The following is a 13,323-nucleotide window of genomic DNA, read 5'->3' on the forward strand; positions in this document are numbered from 1 at the left end:
CCGCACGCTAGCCGGGACGAACCGCCCGCTCACCGTTCGGCGCGGGCAGCTGAGGGCCCTTTTCCAGGAAGCGCAGCAGCTCCACCGGGATGGGCAGCACCAGCGTCGAGTTCTTCTCGGCCGCCACCGCCATCACCGTCTGCAGCAACCGCAGCTGGAGCGCGGCCGGGGTGTCGGACATCTGCTGCGCGGCCTCGGCCAGCTTCTTCGAGGCCTGAAGCTCGGCGTCGGCGTTGATGATCCGCGCCCGGCGCTCCCGGTCGGCCTCGGCCTGGCGGGCCATGGACCGCTTCATCGTGTCGGGCAAGGACACGTCCTTGATCTCCACCCGGTCGACCTGGATGCCCCAGCCGACGGCCGGGCTGTCGATCATCAGCTCCAGGCCCTGGTTGAGCTTCTCCCGGTTGGAGAGCAGGTCGTCCAGGTCGCTCTTGCCGATGATCGAGCGCAGCGAGGTCTGTGCCATCTGGGAGACCGCGAACTTGTAGTCCTCGACCTTTATCAGCGCGCTGATCGCGTCGACCACCCGGAAGTAGACGACCGCGTCCACGCGCACGGTGACGTTGTCGCGGGTGATGCCTTCCTGAGCCGGGATCGGCATCGTCACGATCTGCATATTGATCTTGTGCAGCCGGTCCACGAACGGGATCACCAGGTTCAGGCCCGGCGACCGTGCGTCACCGCTGACCCGGCCGAGCCGGAACAGCACACCCTGTTCGTACTGCTTGACGATCCGCGCTGCCATCGCCAGGTAGACGACGCCCACGGAACCGAGTGCCGCCAGGGCACCCAACAGGTCCTGGAGCATGACGGCCTCCTCGTCGAGAGGTCCGCGTTTTGTGTCCGCTGCTGCAACGATAGTTCCGGGCGGAGGCTAAGGCCATGGCCGGAGCGGAACGGCGGGGCCGGGGTGCCCAGGGGCGTCGGCCCCCCGGCCGCAGTGCCCGGCCGGGGTGCGCCGATGGAGGGAAGGGCGGGGCGTCCGCTAGGAGGTGACGAGGCCCTTCGCGTCCCGCGCCAGCGCGGTGAGCCGGGATATCGCGCGGAAGTACTTCTTGCGGTAGCCGCCGTTCAGCATCTCCTCGCTGAACAACTGGTCGAAGGGCAGCCCCGAGGCCAGCACCGGGACCTCGCGGTCGTACAGGCGGTCCGCCAGCACCACGAGCCGCAGCGCCGTCGACTGGTCCGGCACCGGCCGGACATCGGTGAGGCACACCGCCTTGATCCCGTCGGTCAGGGCGCCGTACCGGCTCGGGTGCACCCGGGCCAGGTGCTCCAGCAGATGCGGGAAGTCGTCGAGGGAGGCGCCCTCGGTCGTGTACGCCGCCTTCGTCACCTGCTCGTCGGAGAAGGGCGCCGGAGCCTCGGGCAGGCCGCGGTGGCGGTAGTCCTCGCCGTCGATGCGCAGCGGGCGGAAGTGGGCGGACAGCCCCTGGATCTCGCGCAGGAAGTCGGCGGCCGCGAACCGGCCCTCGCCCAGCTTGCCGGGCAGCGTGTTGGAGGTGGCGGCGAGCGCCACACCGGCGTCGACCAGCTTGCCGAGCAGGGTGGAGACGAGCACGGTGTCACCCGGGTCGTCCAGCTCGAACTCGTCGATGCACAGGAGGCTGTGCCCGGACAGCGTCTGCACCGTCTGCTGGAAGCCGAGGGCGCCCACCAGGTTGGTCAGCTCCACGAAGGTGCCGAACGCCTTGCGGGAGGGCTCGGCGGGGGTGGCGTGCCAGAGGGAGGCGAGCAGGTGGGTCTTGCCGACGCCGTAGCCGCCGTCGAGGTAGACGCCACGCGGACCGGCCGGCTTCTTGGGGGCCTTCGTCCGGCCGAGACCGAAGAAGCCGCGCTTGCCGGCGCCGGAGGCGTGCGCGCCGCCGAGCCCGGCCGCGAAGCCCTCCAGGACCTGTACGGCCTCGCTCTGGCTGGGCTGGTTCGGGTCCGGTATGTAGGTCGCGAAGCGCACCGAGTCGAACCGCGGCGGCGGCACCATCTCGGCGACCAGGCGGTCGGCGGGGACGCGCGGCTCGCGCTCGCACAGGGACAGCGGGCCCGCGTCGGTCAGAGGGACGGAACCGGAGGCGGTGGTGGAGGACGACACGGTTACCCATGCTAAGCGCCGTGTCACACTGCACGAATGCGACGCCTGTTCCCTGTGACCTACGAAACAGCAGCCCAGGCCCCCGGCGAGGGTGTGGAGGACGAGGGGGTGGGGCGGGAGTGGACCTTCGCGGAGCTGGCCGCCGCCTACGCCTACCCCGAGCCCGCCCCCGGCGGCCCCCGGTCCTGGCTGCGGGCCAACATGGTCTCCACGCTCGACGGCGCCGCCCAGCACGACGGGCGCTCCCAGCCCATCTCCTCGGCCGCGGACATGCGGATCTTCGGCACGCTCCGGGCGCTCGCGGACGTCGTCCTCGTCGGCGCGGAGACGGTACGCCAGGAGGGGTACCGGCCCGCACGCGCGCGTGAGGAGTTCGCCGAGGCCCGGAAGGCGGCGGGACAGGGCCCGGCCCCGGCGATCGCGATCGTCACCGCGGGCCTGGACCTGGACTTCTCGCTGCCGCTGTTCACCTCGCCCCTGGTGCCCACGGTCGTCCTGACCGGCGCCGCCGCGCCCGCGGACCGGGTCGCCGCCGCGGAGCGGGCCGGCGCCCGGGTGATCGTCGCCGGCGACGGCACGGGCGTCGACCCCGGCCGCGCGGTGGAGGCCCTCGCCGACCTCGGCCACACCCGGCAGCTGACCGAGGGCGGGCCCCGGCTGCTCGGCCAGCTGGTGGCCGCGGGCGTGCTGGACGAGCTGTGCCTGACGCTCTCGCCGATGCTCACGGCGGGGGACGCGCAGCGTATCGCCGGGGGGCCGTCGGTGACCGTTCCGCGCCGCTTCGAACTCGCGTATCTGCTGGAAGAGGACGGATATCTGTTCGGTCGTTACCGACGCTCCTGAAAACCTTGGAATCTACCGTTCCGTTTAATGTCCGGCGGGCACACTCAGTCCGGCAGCATCCGCGCGATCACAGGGCAGGATGGTTTCCGCAGGGCCTGACCGGGCCCACGGAAGACAGAGGGTCCGACGGGCCCTCCAAGGAGAAGAGGCGCCTGGTGTTCACAAGCGTTCTGATGATCGAGAAGGCCCTGACGTCTGCCGACGTGGAGTTCGTCACCACCTTGCACGGGGACGAGCCGGTCACCTTCCACGTGCTGCTCCAGCCGCGCGGCGATCAGGCGGACCGACTGCTGCGGGCCATCGACGACATCGCGCTCGGCGAACTCGACGAGGCCGTCCACGAGGGCGGGACACCGGAGGGGCAGGCTGCGCGGGGCATGGGGGAGCAGGCGCTGGACGTCTCCGTGCAGGCCCTGCGGGCGGCGGGGTGCGAGGCGCAGGGGCGGCTGGTCGAGGACCACCCGCTGGACGCGCTGAAGGAACTGGTCGCCGAGGTGGGGGCGGACGAGGTGATCGTGCTGACCGATCCGCACTACGTGGAGGAGTTCTTCCACCGGGACTGGGCCTCCCGGGCCCGGCACCGGGTGGGGGTGCCGGTGCTGAAGCTCTTTTCGCACAGCAAGGCCTAGGCGGGCCTGGGCGCCGTCGGGGGTGCGGTGAGTTCGCGGCCGGCGGTCCGTTGTGGCTTGTCGCGCCCGCGCGGCGGAGCCGCATATCAGCAGAGCCCGGCGCCCCCTGGGTCGGGCCGGCGCCCGGCGTTGCGAGGAGCCCGGTGCTTGTGCGCATAGGCTAGGGCCCGCTCAGCCTCGTACCGGAATCTTGGGGAGAACCACATGGCACCCGGCCTTCCTACCGCCATGGACCGACCGCACTTCATCGGCATCGGCGGCGCCGGGATGTCGGGCATCGCCAAGATCCTCGCGCAGCGTGGCGCCAAGGTGGCGGGCAGTGATGCCAGGGAATCGGCGACCGCGGAGGCGCTGCGGGCGCTCGGGGTCACCGTGCACATCGGGCACGCCGCCGAGCACCTGGCCGACGACGCCAGCTGTGTCGTGGTGTCGTCGGCGATCCGGCAGGACAACCCTGAGCTGGCCCGCGCCGCCGAGCTGGGGATTTTGGTGGTGCACCGGTCCGACGCGCTGGCCGCGCTGATGGAGGGGCTGCGCCCGATCGCCGTGGCGGGCACGCACGGCAAGACCACGACCACGTCCATGCTGGCCGTCTCCCTCGGCGAGCTGGGCCGCTCGCCGTCGTACGCCATCGGCGGCGACCTGGACGCGCCCGGCTCGAACGCCCAGCACGGCGAGGGCGAGATCTTCGTCGCCGAGGCGGACGAGTCGGACCGCAGCTTCCACAAGTACGCGCCCGAGGTCGCCATCGTCCTCAACGTCGAGCTGGACCACCACGCGAACTACGCGTCGATGGACGAGATCTACGAGTCCTTCGAGACCTTCGCCGGCAAGATCGTGCCCGGTGGCACCCTGGTGATCTCCGCCGACCACGAGGGCGCCCGCGAGCTGACCCGCCGGCTCGGCGACTCGGTGCGCACCGTGACGTACGGCGCGGCCGAGGACGCCGACGCGCGGGTTCTCTCGGTCGTGCCGCAGGGGCTGAAGAGCCAGGTCACCGTTGAGCTGGACGGCCAGGAGCTGACCTTCACGGTCTCCGTCCCCGGCCGGCACTACGCGCACAACGCCGTCGCCGCGCTCGTCGCCGGTACCGCCCTCGGCATCCCGGCCGGGGAGCTGGCGCCCGCGCTCGCCGCCTACACCGGTGTCAAGCGGCGCCTTCAGCTCAAGGGCGAGGCGGCCGGCGTCCAGGTGATCGACTCCTACGCCCACCACCCCACGGAGATGAGCGCCGATCTGGAGGCCATGCGGGCCGCCGCCGGCGACGCACGGATCCTCGTCGTCTTCCAGCCGCACCTGTTCTCCCGCACCCAGGAACTGGGCAAGGAGATGGGCCAGGCGCTGGCCCTCGCGGACGCCTCGGTGGTGCTCGACATCTACCCGGCCCGCGAGGACCCGATCCCCGGGGTGACCAGCGAGCTGATCATCGACGCCGCGCGCGCGGCGGACGCCGACGTCAAGGCCGTGTCCGACAAGGCGGAGATCCCCGAGGTGATCGCGGGAATGGCGAAGCCGGGTGATCTCGTTCTCACCATGGGCGCGGGCGACGTGACAGACCTGGGCCCGCGGATCCTGGACCGCCTGTCGCAGAATTGAGGGGCTGAGAGTCATGTCGTACGACGTCGAGAAGCCGGACGAGCAGTGGCGCGCGGAGCTGACGCCGGCGGAGTACCGGGTACTGCGCCAGGCCGGCACCGAGCCGGCCTTCACCGGTGAGTACACCGACACCAAGACCAAGGGCGTCTACTCCTGTCGCGCCTGCGGCGCCGAGCTGTTCACCTCGGACACCAAGTTCGAGTCGCACTGCGGCTGGCCGTCCTTCTACGACCCGAAGGACACCGACGCCGTCGAGCTGATCGAGGACCGGTCGCACGGCATGGTCCGTACCGAGGTCCGCTGCGCCCGCTGCGGCTCACACCTGGGGCACGTCTTCGAGGGCGAGGGCTACGCCACCCCCACCGACCAGCGGTACTGCATCAACAGCATCTCGCTGCGGATGGAGCCGCTGCAGCCCTGATGCCCCCGGGGCTCCACGGGCTCGTGGGACGGCCGGGGTGTGAGGGGCTCGTGAGATTGCTGCCGCGCACGCTCCGGTTTGAGATTCTGTGAGTGTGATGGGCGTCGCGCGCTGGATCCAGGCCCGTCGTGGGCCGCTGCCCGTTGGCAGCCACCGACGGGCGGACGACGCGTCCGAGGATGCGGCGGCCTGGCTGAGCGCGCTGCGGACCGCCGCGGCCGGCATAGGGAACGAGCCGGACGAGGACGCCGCCCGAGCCGAGCTGGCCCGGGTCGTCGTACGGCTGGTCGGCGGGGCCGCCGCCGTCATGCGGCGCAGCGGGCACACCGTCTCCGAGTACGAGCAGATCGCCGGCGACTCCGGACTGCTGCCAGATGCCCGGTGGGCCGCCGCTGTGGCCCGGGAGACGGCTCTGCCCACGCTGGACGAGAAGGCGCGGCCATGGGTCGAGTACACGGGCGCCACCACCAGCGCCGCGCTCTGTCTGCCGCTGGCCAGCGGAGACGACCAGTACGGCGTGCTGGTCTGGGCGCGGGACGGGGAGCCGTGCAGCCTGCCCGAAGCCGAGCTGCTCGCCCTCCTCGTCGAGCGCGCCGCCTCCCACATCCGGGAGGTGCGGGCCTACGAGCAGATCAGCGGTACCGCCGGTGACCTGCAGCGAGCCCTGCTCGCGGAGCCCGGCCGGCCGCACCCGAACATGGACGTCGCGGTCCGCTACCTCCCCGCCGGGCAGCGGGCGCTGGTCGGCGGGGACTGGTGCGAGACCGTGCGGCTGCACTTCGGCCGCACGCTGCTGGTCGTCGGCGACGTCATGGGGCACGGCCTGGAGGCCGCCGTCGACATGAGCGCCTACCGCTCCTCGCTGCGCTACATCGCCGCCTCCGAGCTGCCCCCGCACCGGGTGCTGCGGCAGATGGACGACATCGCCGCCGGCGAGGCCGAGCGCAGGCCCGCGACGTGTCTGCTCGCCCGCGTGGATCCCGGCCGGGGCCAGCTCACCCTGGCCAGCGCCGGGCATCTGCCGCCCGTGCTGATCAGCCAGGAGGGCGAGGCCTCGCTGCTGTCCGTCCCGGTCGGTCCGCCGCTCGGTACCGGGTTCGGCGGGTACGAGTCGTCCACCGCGACGCTGGAGCCCGAGCAGACGCTGCTGCTGTTCACCGACGGCCTCGTGGAACGCCGGGGCGAGGACATCGACAGCTCCCTCGCCCGGCTGGCCACCCTCCGTTTCACCCCGGGCCGGCGCGTCGACGACCTCCTCGACACCATCCTCACGCGCCTGGACGCCCACAACGCCGAGGACGACGTGGCCGTCCTCGCCGCCCGGCCGCACGCGAGGCAGCCGGCGCCCGGACCGGAGGACGACGCCGCGCGGGTGATACCGGCGACATAGCGTGACCGGGGGTGCGGGGGAGTCGGCGGGAGCGCGAGACGTGACCGGAGGGCACGGGGGAAGCGGAAGGGTGCGTGGGACCGGGAGACAGGCGCGGCGCCGCTCCGCCTGCGCAGGTGCCCGCACGGACCCGCCACACCGTCGCAGAAATGCTGCAACACAAGCGGTCTAGACTCGGCCCGCAGCGGCCTCCGCACCCCGGACCGTGGCCGAAAGTGGGCAGACATCTGCCAAATCCGAAGGGTACGCGGCGTTTTGATACGGATAGATGCAGTAACGAAACGGTACCCGGACGGAACGGTCGCCGTCGACGGACTGTCACTGGAGATACCGGACCGCGCGATCACCGTCCTCGTCGGCCCGTCCGGATGCGGCAAGACGACGACCCTGCGGATGATCAACCGGATGGTGGAGCCCACCGAGGGCCGCATCCTCCTCGATGGCGCGGACATCAGGGACCAACCGGTCAACTCCCTGCGCCGGTCGATGGGTTACGTCATCCAGAACGCGGGACTCTTCCAGCACCGCACGGTTCTCGACAACATCGCCACGGTCCCCCGCCTGCTGGGCTGGAACAAGAAGAAGGCACGGGAGCGGGCCGGGGAGCTGATGGAGCGGGTCGGCCTCGACGCCGCGCTCGCCAAGCGGTACCCGTACCAGCTCTCGGGCGGGCAGCAGCAGCGTGTCGGCGTGGCCCGCGCCCTGGCCGCCGATCCGCCGGTGCTGCTCATGGACGAGCCCTTCTCCGCCGTCGACCCCGTGGTGCGCAAGGGGTTGCAGGACGAACTCCTGCGGATCCAGGAGGAGTTGGGCAAAACCATCGTCTTCGTCACCCATGACATCGACGAGGCCGTCAAGCTGGGCACGATGGTCGCGGTGCTGCGCACCGGTGGCCGGCTCGCCCAGTTCGCCCCGCCCGCCGAACTGCTCACCGCGCCCGCCGACCCGTTCGTCGAGGACTTCCTCGGCGCCGACCGCGGCATCCGCCGGCTCTCCTTCTTCGCGTCGGACGAACTGGAGTTGCAGACCGCCCCCGTCGTCCCGATCGACGCGGACGCCGACAGGCTCGCCGTACGCGGCGCCGCCGACGGGGCCCCCTACCTCCTCGTCACGGACACCGACGGCATCCCCCTCGGCTGGGGCGAGCCGGAGCGGCTCGCCCCAGGGGACATCGACCGCGACCGACTGCTGCCGTACGGAAGGCCGTTCGTGCCCGGCCGGGACTCGCTGCGCACCGCGCTGGACGGAGCCGTGCTCTCGCCCACCGGCTGGGCCGTGGCCGTGGACGGCGAGGGGCGCGCGGTGGGAGTCGTCTCCCAGCAGGCCATCGGGGAGGCGATCCGCGCCGCCCACACCGAGGAGCAGACCGCTCACGGCGCGGACCGGGCCGCCGACGCCGGGGAGCAGCAGGACGCGAAGGCCGTGCGATGAGTGGCTTCTTCGACCTCCCCAGCGACCTCCAGCAGGGCTACTTCGGGCTGATCGGCCTGCATCTGCGCGAGGCCCTGGTGCCGGTACTGGCCGGGCTTCTCGTCTCGCTGCCCGTCGCCCAGCTCTGCGTCCGCTTCCGCTGGCTGTACCCGCCCGTCCTCGGCGTCACCACCGTGCTGTACGCCATCCCTTCGCTGGCCTTCTTCGTCATCCTCATCGACTACACCGGCCAGAGCGAGACCACGGTGATGATCCCGCTCGCCGTGTACAGCCTCGTGGTGCTCGTCCCGGCGATCGTGGACGGCGTCCGCTCGGTGCCGCCGGAGACCCTGGCCGCGGCCCGGGCCATGGGATTCGGGCCGGTACGGCGCTATCTCCAGGTGCAGTTGCCGATCGCCGTACCCGCGATCTTCGCGGGCCTGCGGGTCGCCACCGTGTCGAGCATCTCCCTCGTCAGTGTCGGCATGCTCATCGGCAACCAGGGCGCCCTCGGCAACCTGCTCAACGACGCCAACCTCTACCACCGGCCCGAGCTCGCCGTGAACTCCGTGCTGACCACCGCGGTCCTGGCCATCCTCGTCGACGCGGTGCTGGTCCTCGTCCGCGCGCTGCTGACCCCCTGGATGCCGAAGAAGGGTGCCACCCGGTGAACATTGTGGACTTCGCCCGCGCCTTCTTCACCGACGGCTCCCACTGGCACGGCTACGACGGCATCCCCACCCGCGTGCTGGAACACATCGGGTACTCGCTGGAGGCCCTCGCTCTCGCCGCCGTGATCGCCCTGCCCGTCGGCCTGGTCACCGGTCACCTCGGGCGGGGCGGCAACGCCCTCGCGCTGATCGCCACCGCCGCCCGGGCCCTGCCCAGCTTCGGTCTGCTGGTGCTGATGTTCATCTGGCTCGGGTTCGGCACGCTGCCGGTGATGATCCCGCTGGTCGTGCTCGCCGTACCGCCGATCCTGGTCACCACCTACGAGGCGATCCGCTCCCTCGACCCGTCGCCGGTGGACGCCGCGCGGGGCCTCGGGATGCCCGAGCCGCGCATCCTGCTCCAGGTGGAGATCCCGGTCGCGCTTCCGCTGATCCTCGGCGGGCTGCGCACGGCGGCCATCCAGATCGTCTCCACGGCCACCATCGCGGCCTACGTCAGCTTCGGCGGCCTGGGCCGCTACATCATCGACGGCCTCTACCAGAAGAACTACGAGAAGGTCGTCGGCGGCGCCACCCTGGTCGCCGGCATGGCCCTCGCGACCCTCGTGGTGTTCTGGGCGGTGGGCCGCGTCGCGGTGTCGCCGGGGGTACGGCGAAGCAACTGACAGGTGAGCCCCGTGCGGCCAACTGCGCGTACATCGAGGCCAATCGGTGACCTGAAGATACTTGACTGTCGAATTACTGGCTGGATTGGATCAGTGAGTGACTTCCACGAACCGCATCAGCAGGCCCATCCGGAGGAACCGAGGCGCGGCAGTGGTCGCACTCGCGGCGGCGACGGCGCTGCTGACGGGCTGTAACTCCTCCGACGACAACGCCAACCCTCTGACGGACAAGAAGGCAAGCGGCGACACCATAGTCGTCGGATCCAACAACTTCGCCGAGAGCATTCTGCTCGCGGACATCTACGGCGAGGCTCTCAAGGCCAAGGGAATCAAGGTCGAATACAAGCCGAACATCGGCAGCCGCGAGACCACCTACGGGCTGCTGAAGAACGGCTCCATATCCGTCCTGCCCGAGTACAACGGCGCGTTGCTCGCGTACCTCGACCCGAAGGCCACCCCGAAGACGGCCGAGGCGACCACCTCGGCCATCCAGGCCAAGCTGGACTCCAAGCTGACCCTGCTGGACCCCTCGCCCGCCGAGGACAAGGACTCGGTGACGCTGAACGCGGCGACCGCGAAGAAGTACGGGCTCACGGAGAAGTCCTCCATCGCGGACCTGAAGGACGTCGCGAAGGACCTGGTCTTCGGCGCCTCGCCGGAGTTCCAGACACGCCACCAGGGCCTGCTGGGCCTGAAGGACGTGTACGGCCTCCAGTTCAAGTCCTTCAAGGCGCTGGACGCGGGCGGCCCGTTGACCCAGACGGCACTGACGAAGAACGCCGTGCAGGCCGCGGACATCTTCAGCACGGACCCGGTCGTCGCCAAGGAGAAGTTCGTCGTCCTGCAGGACCCGGAGGCCCTCTTCGGGTTGGAGAACGTCCAGCCCCTCGTGAACAAGAGCGCCCTGCCGCGCAAGGGTGTGGACGCGCTCAACGCCGTCTCCGCCAAGCTGGACACGGCGACCCTGCGGGACCTGGACACCCAGGTGCAGTCGCAGAACAAGGACCCGCTGGACGTCGCCAAGGCCTGGCTGAAGTCCGCCGGCCTCGGCTGACCGGCCTCGGCTGACCGGTCACGGCGCGGCCCATACCCGGATCGACGAAGCGGGTGTCCCCGGAGACCGGGGGCACCCGCTTCGTGTTCGACGTGCTCGTCGGGTTCATCGGGTTCATCGGGTTCGTCGTGCCCGGCCGTGGCCGGGTCCGTCCCCGAGGTGTCAGAACCAGTCCCCGTCGCCGTCGTCCCCGTCGTCACCGTCCCCGTCGTCCTCGAAGAAGTCCCCGATCTCGTCGACGGCTTCGGCGGCGACCATGCCGCCCACCACGCCGACGGCGAGGCCCGCCGCGCCCGCGGCCAGGGCCGTGCCCAGGCCGGGTCCGGAGTGATCGTCGAAGTCGTGGTCGTAGTGCGGTTCGTGGTGGCCGTGACCACGGCCGTAGCCGTGCGCCGCGTGGCTGCCGTGGGGCTGGTGGTGTTCGGTCAGACGGCGGAGCCAGCCGTCGACCTCTCCGGTCCAGTCGCGTGTGACGGCGTCCTCGTGGCGGACCACGTACCGGTTCACGGCGTCGTGCCCCGAGGTGAGGAGGCCGCCGCGGTTGTCGGCCTCCAGGATGATCTCGACGCCGGTGGGGGAGGCCAGGAAGGTCAGCTCGATCTCGTTCACCGCGTGGGCGTACTGCGGGGCCGGGATCAGCTCGATCTCCTGGTAGAAGGGCAGCCGCTGGCCCGAGCCGCGGATGTGGCCGTACTCGAGGTCGGCGGAGCGGAAGCCGAAGCCGAGTCGGCCGACGGCCTCGAGGACGGCCTCCTGCACGGGCAGCGGACGGACGGCGAGCGGGTCCAGGTCGCCCTTGTCGCGGGCGCCGGCCACCGCGACCTCCGTGCGCACACCCAGGACGATGCCGAGCGGCTGGCCGTACAGTTCGGTGAGCGGGGTCTCCCACGGAACCGGCACGCTGAACGGCAGCGCACGCTCCTCGTGCTCGCCGAGCCGGAAGCCGCCGGCGACGGTGAAGCGTTCGAAGACGACGGCGCCCTCGCTCTCGCCCCCCTCGTGCTCGGCCTCCACGCGCGCGAGCAGGTCCAGGCCGATGTGCTCGACCTCCACGCTCGCTCCGCCGCCCCTCAGCAGGACCCGGCCCGTCAGTGTCCCGCCGGGCAGTACGGCGCCGCCGTCCAGCACCGTGTCCACGGAGGGGCCGCCTGCCCCGACCGCCCCCAGCAGCCGTTTGAACACCATGACGCCGTAGCTCCTTCACCCGTCGGATGTCGTACCGTCGCAGGGAGTGTGCCATCACCGCCCCGCTGCCCGGTGAACTCGCCACGACGTCCGCGAAGTTCCCGACCCACGGGCCCGCGTCACCTGATCGGGGGACGGCGCGACCGGAAGCCGTGCCGCAAACCGGTTCTCCCGTGTGCCAGGCCGGTTCTCCCGTGTACCCGGCCGGTTCCCCCGAGCCTCAGGCCGGTTCCCCCGCGCCCTCGCCCAGGCCGCCGCCCCGCTCCGCGGCCCGCGCCCGCCTGCGCCGCCGCCGGGAGATCCGGGGTTCCTGGTCGGGCAGCCAGCCGAAGGTGAGGCAGCTGCCGACGGCGCCGAGGAGCAGGCCGAGGAAGAACCCGCCCAGGTTGGAGGTGAGCCAGGTGCCCAGGGAGACCAGGATGCCGGTGAGGGAGTAGAACAGCCGCTGGGCGGGCCGGCGATGGCGATCCACTCGCCGAACACGGACCGGTCCTGCGGTTTTGTTGTGCGCCCTGTACACGCCCCCCGCTCCGGAACCGCTCCGGATTCGCCCCGGGAGGCCCCGCACCCTCCGAGAGGCGCGGCCTGAACGGCTCATGAACGGTGCCGGATTTTCGCGCCGCCCAACTGACTCCCGTTCCCGGTCGGTGAGTTATCGTATGCAGGCAGTGAAAACAAACCGCGTGTCCCGTTCGTTCGTGGGCTGAGAGAGGGGTCGGTCGATGGCGAGGCAGTTACGTGCTGAGCAGACCCGGGCAACGATCATCACGGCCGCCGCCGACCTGTTCGACCGCCAAGGCTACGAATCCACCAGTCTGAGTGACATCGTCAGCCACGCGAAGGTCACCAAGGGCGCTCTGTACTTTCACTTCGCCGCCAAGGAGGACCTGGCCCACGCCATTCTGGAACTCCAGGCCGCGGCCGCGCAGCGGCTGGTCGCCGACGTCGAGGCCCGCGGCGGCTCCTCGCTCGAGGCCCTGATGCGCACCACCTTCGGGATCGCCCGGCTCGCCGTCGACGACCCGGTGCCGCGCGCCGGACTCCGCCTCGCCACCGCCGACATCGTCGTACGGGCGCCGCTGAGGCACCCCTTCACCGAGTGGCTGGACTTCGCCACCCGCAAGTTCCACGGGGCGGTCAAGGATGCCGACGTGCCCGCCGACATCGACGTCGGTGCCGTCGCCCACTCCCTCGTCTTCTTCTTCGTCGGAACCCGGGTCGCCGGCCGTTCCCTCGAACCGGTCGGACGACTGCCCCGCCGGGTCGTCGAGATGTGGATCCTGATGATCCGGGGCCTGGTCCCGGTGCACCGCCGGCCGCGCTATCTGACCCTCGCCACGCAGCTGGAACGGGAGATCAGAACCGGCTGA

At 71.1% G+C, this 13,323-nt stretch carries 13 protein-coding genes and 1 pseudogene; 10 read left to right on the forward strand and 4 right to left on the reverse strand.

Annotated features, from left to right (window positions below; translation table 11 throughout):
- Positions 1-7: 7 nt before the first annotated feature.
- Positions 8-808 (reverse strand): slipin family protein, encoded by an 801-nt coding sequence (locus tag ACWD5D_RS01220; RefSeq protein WP_451370693.1) that lies wholly within the window; start codon positions 806-808, stop codon positions 8-10.
- A 177-nt stretch (positions 809-985) separates the two neighbouring features.
- Complete coding sequence (gene zapE, locus ACWD5D_RS01225) at positions 986-2,089, reverse strand: cell division protein ZapE (protein WP_451370694.1); 1,104 nt, start codon at positions 2,087-2,089, stop codon at positions 986-988.
- 36 nt (positions 2,090-2,125) lie between these two features.
- Here zapE and ACWD5D_RS01230 point away from each other — a divergent pair, with 36 nt between their 5' ends.
- The 9 genes from ACWD5D_RS01230 (at position 2,126) to ACWD5D_RS01270 (ending at position 10,768) form a co-directional block, all read left to right on the forward strand.
- Positions 2,126-2,932 carry a pyrimidine reductase family protein gene (locus tag ACWD5D_RS01230; protein WP_451370695.1) on the forward strand — a complete coding sequence of 269 codons (807 nt, stop codon included), beginning with the start codon at positions 2,126-2,128 and terminating at the stop codon, positions 2,930-2,932.
- A gap of 155 nt (positions 2,933-3,087) precedes the next feature.
- On the forward strand, positions 3,088-3,561 hold the full coding sequence (locus ACWD5D_RS01235) for an indole-3-glycerol phosphate synthase (RefSeq protein WP_451370696.1): 474 nt from the start codon (positions 3,088-3,090) through the stop codon (positions 3,559-3,561).
- Between the two features lie 204 nt (positions 3,562-3,765).
- Positions 3,766-5,157 carry a UDP-N-acetylmuramate--L-alanine ligase gene (gene murC / locus ACWD5D_RS01240; RefSeq protein ID WP_451370697.1) on the forward strand — a complete coding sequence of 464 codons (1,392 nt, stop codon included), beginning with the start codon at positions 3,766-3,768 and terminating at the stop codon, positions 5,155-5,157.
- Between the two features lie 13 nt (positions 5,158-5,170).
- Positions 5,171-5,578 (forward strand): peptide-methionine (R)-S-oxide reductase MsrB, encoded by a 408-nt coding sequence (gene msrB, locus ACWD5D_RS01245; protein WP_451370698.1) that lies wholly within the window; start codon positions 5,171-5,173, stop codon positions 5,576-5,578.
- Positions 5,579-5,675: 97 nt separating this feature from the next.
- Positions 5,676-6,968: a PP2C family protein-serine/threonine phosphatase gene (locus ACWD5D_RS01250; protein ID WP_451370699.1), complete on the forward strand. Its 1,293-nt coding sequence runs from the start codon at positions 5,676-5,678 to the stop codon at positions 6,966-6,968.
- A gap of 255 nt (positions 6,969-7,223) precedes the next feature.
- Positions 7,224-8,399: an ABC transporter ATP-binding protein gene (locus ACWD5D_RS01255; protein WP_451370700.1), complete on the forward strand. Its 1,176-nt coding sequence runs from the start codon at positions 7,224-7,226 to the stop codon at positions 8,397-8,399.
- Positions 8,396-9,049: an ABC transporter permease gene (locus tag ACWD5D_RS01260; protein ID WP_451370701.1), complete on the forward strand. Its 654-nt coding sequence runs from the start codon at positions 8,396-8,398 to the stop codon at positions 9,047-9,049. Before ACWD5D_RS01255 ends, ACWD5D_RS01260 begins: the two co-directional genes overlap by 4 nt.
- Positions 9,046-9,714, forward strand: a complete 669-nt coding sequence (locus tag ACWD5D_RS01265; RefSeq protein ID WP_451370702.1) for an ABC transporter permease — start codon at positions 9,046-9,048, stop codon at positions 9,712-9,714. The genes ACWD5D_RS01260 and ACWD5D_RS01265 overlap by 4 nt, the downstream gene beginning before the upstream one ends.
- Positions 9,715-9,811: 97 nt before the next feature.
- On the forward strand, positions 9,812-10,768 hold the full coding sequence (locus tag ACWD5D_RS01270) for an ABC transporter substrate-binding protein (RefSeq protein WP_451370703.1): 957 nt from the start codon (positions 9,812-9,814) through the stop codon (positions 10,766-10,768).
- Positions 10,769-10,930: 162 nt separating this feature from the next.
- On the opposite strand, the gene ACWD5D_RS01275 is transcribed toward ACWD5D_RS01270, so the two are convergent.
- Together ACWD5D_RS01275 and ACWD5D_RS01280 are read right to left on the reverse strand one after the other, a co-directional pair.
- Positions 10,931-11,953: a sporulation protein gene (locus tag ACWD5D_RS01275; RefSeq protein ID WP_451370704.1), complete on the reverse strand. Its 1,023-nt coding sequence runs from the start codon at positions 11,951-11,953 to the stop codon at positions 10,931-10,933.
- Between the two features lie 220 nt (positions 11,954-12,173).
- A pseudogene (locus ACWD5D_RS01280) lies at positions 12,174-12,407 on the reverse strand (DUF6114 domain-containing protein); the annotation flags it as partial.
- A gap of 268 nt (positions 12,408-12,675) precedes the next feature.
- Here ACWD5D_RS01280 and ACWD5D_RS01285 point away from each other — a divergent pair.
- Positions 12,676-13,323: a ScbR family autoregulator-binding transcription factor gene (locus ACWD5D_RS01285; RefSeq protein WP_451370705.1), complete on the forward strand. Its 648-nt coding sequence runs from the start codon at positions 12,676-12,678 to the stop codon at positions 13,321-13,323.

The organism is Streptomyces sp. NPDC002520, assembly GCF_053595235.1.

Excerpts from the sequence above, each read along its gene's own strand:
- ACWD5D_RS01220 (WP_451370693.1), bottom strand. The coding sequence starts at position 808 with ATGCTCCAGGACCTGTTGGGTGCCCTGGCGGCACTCGGTTCCGTGGGC.
- ACWD5D_RS01230 (WP_451370695.1), top strand. The coding sequence starts at position 2,126 with ATGCGACGCCTGTTCCCTGTGACCTACGAAACAGCAGCCCAGGCCCCC.
- murC (WP_451370697.1), top strand. The coding sequence starts at position 3,766 with ATGGCACCCGGCCTTCCTACCGCCATGGACCGACCGCACTTCATCGGC.
- msrB (WP_451370698.1), top strand. The coding sequence starts at position 5,171 with ATGTCGTACGACGTCGAGAAGCCGGACGAGCAGTGGCGCGCGGAGCTG.
- ACWD5D_RS01250 (WP_451370699.1), top strand. The coding sequence starts at position 5,676 with ATGGGCGTCGCGCGCTGGATCCAGGCCCGTCGTGGGCCGCTGCCCGTT.
- ACWD5D_RS01260 (WP_451370701.1), top strand. The coding sequence starts at position 8,396 with ATGAGTGGCTTCTTCGACCTCCCCAGCGACCTCCAGCAGGGCTACTTC.
- ACWD5D_RS01275 (WP_451370704.1), bottom strand. The coding sequence starts at position 11,953 with ATGGTGTTCAAACGGCTGCTGGGGGCGGTCGGGGCAGGCGGCCCCTCC.
- ACWD5D_RS01285 (WP_451370705.1), top strand. The coding sequence starts at position 12,676 with ATGGCGAGGCAGTTACGTGCTGAGCAGACCCGGGCAACGATCATCACG.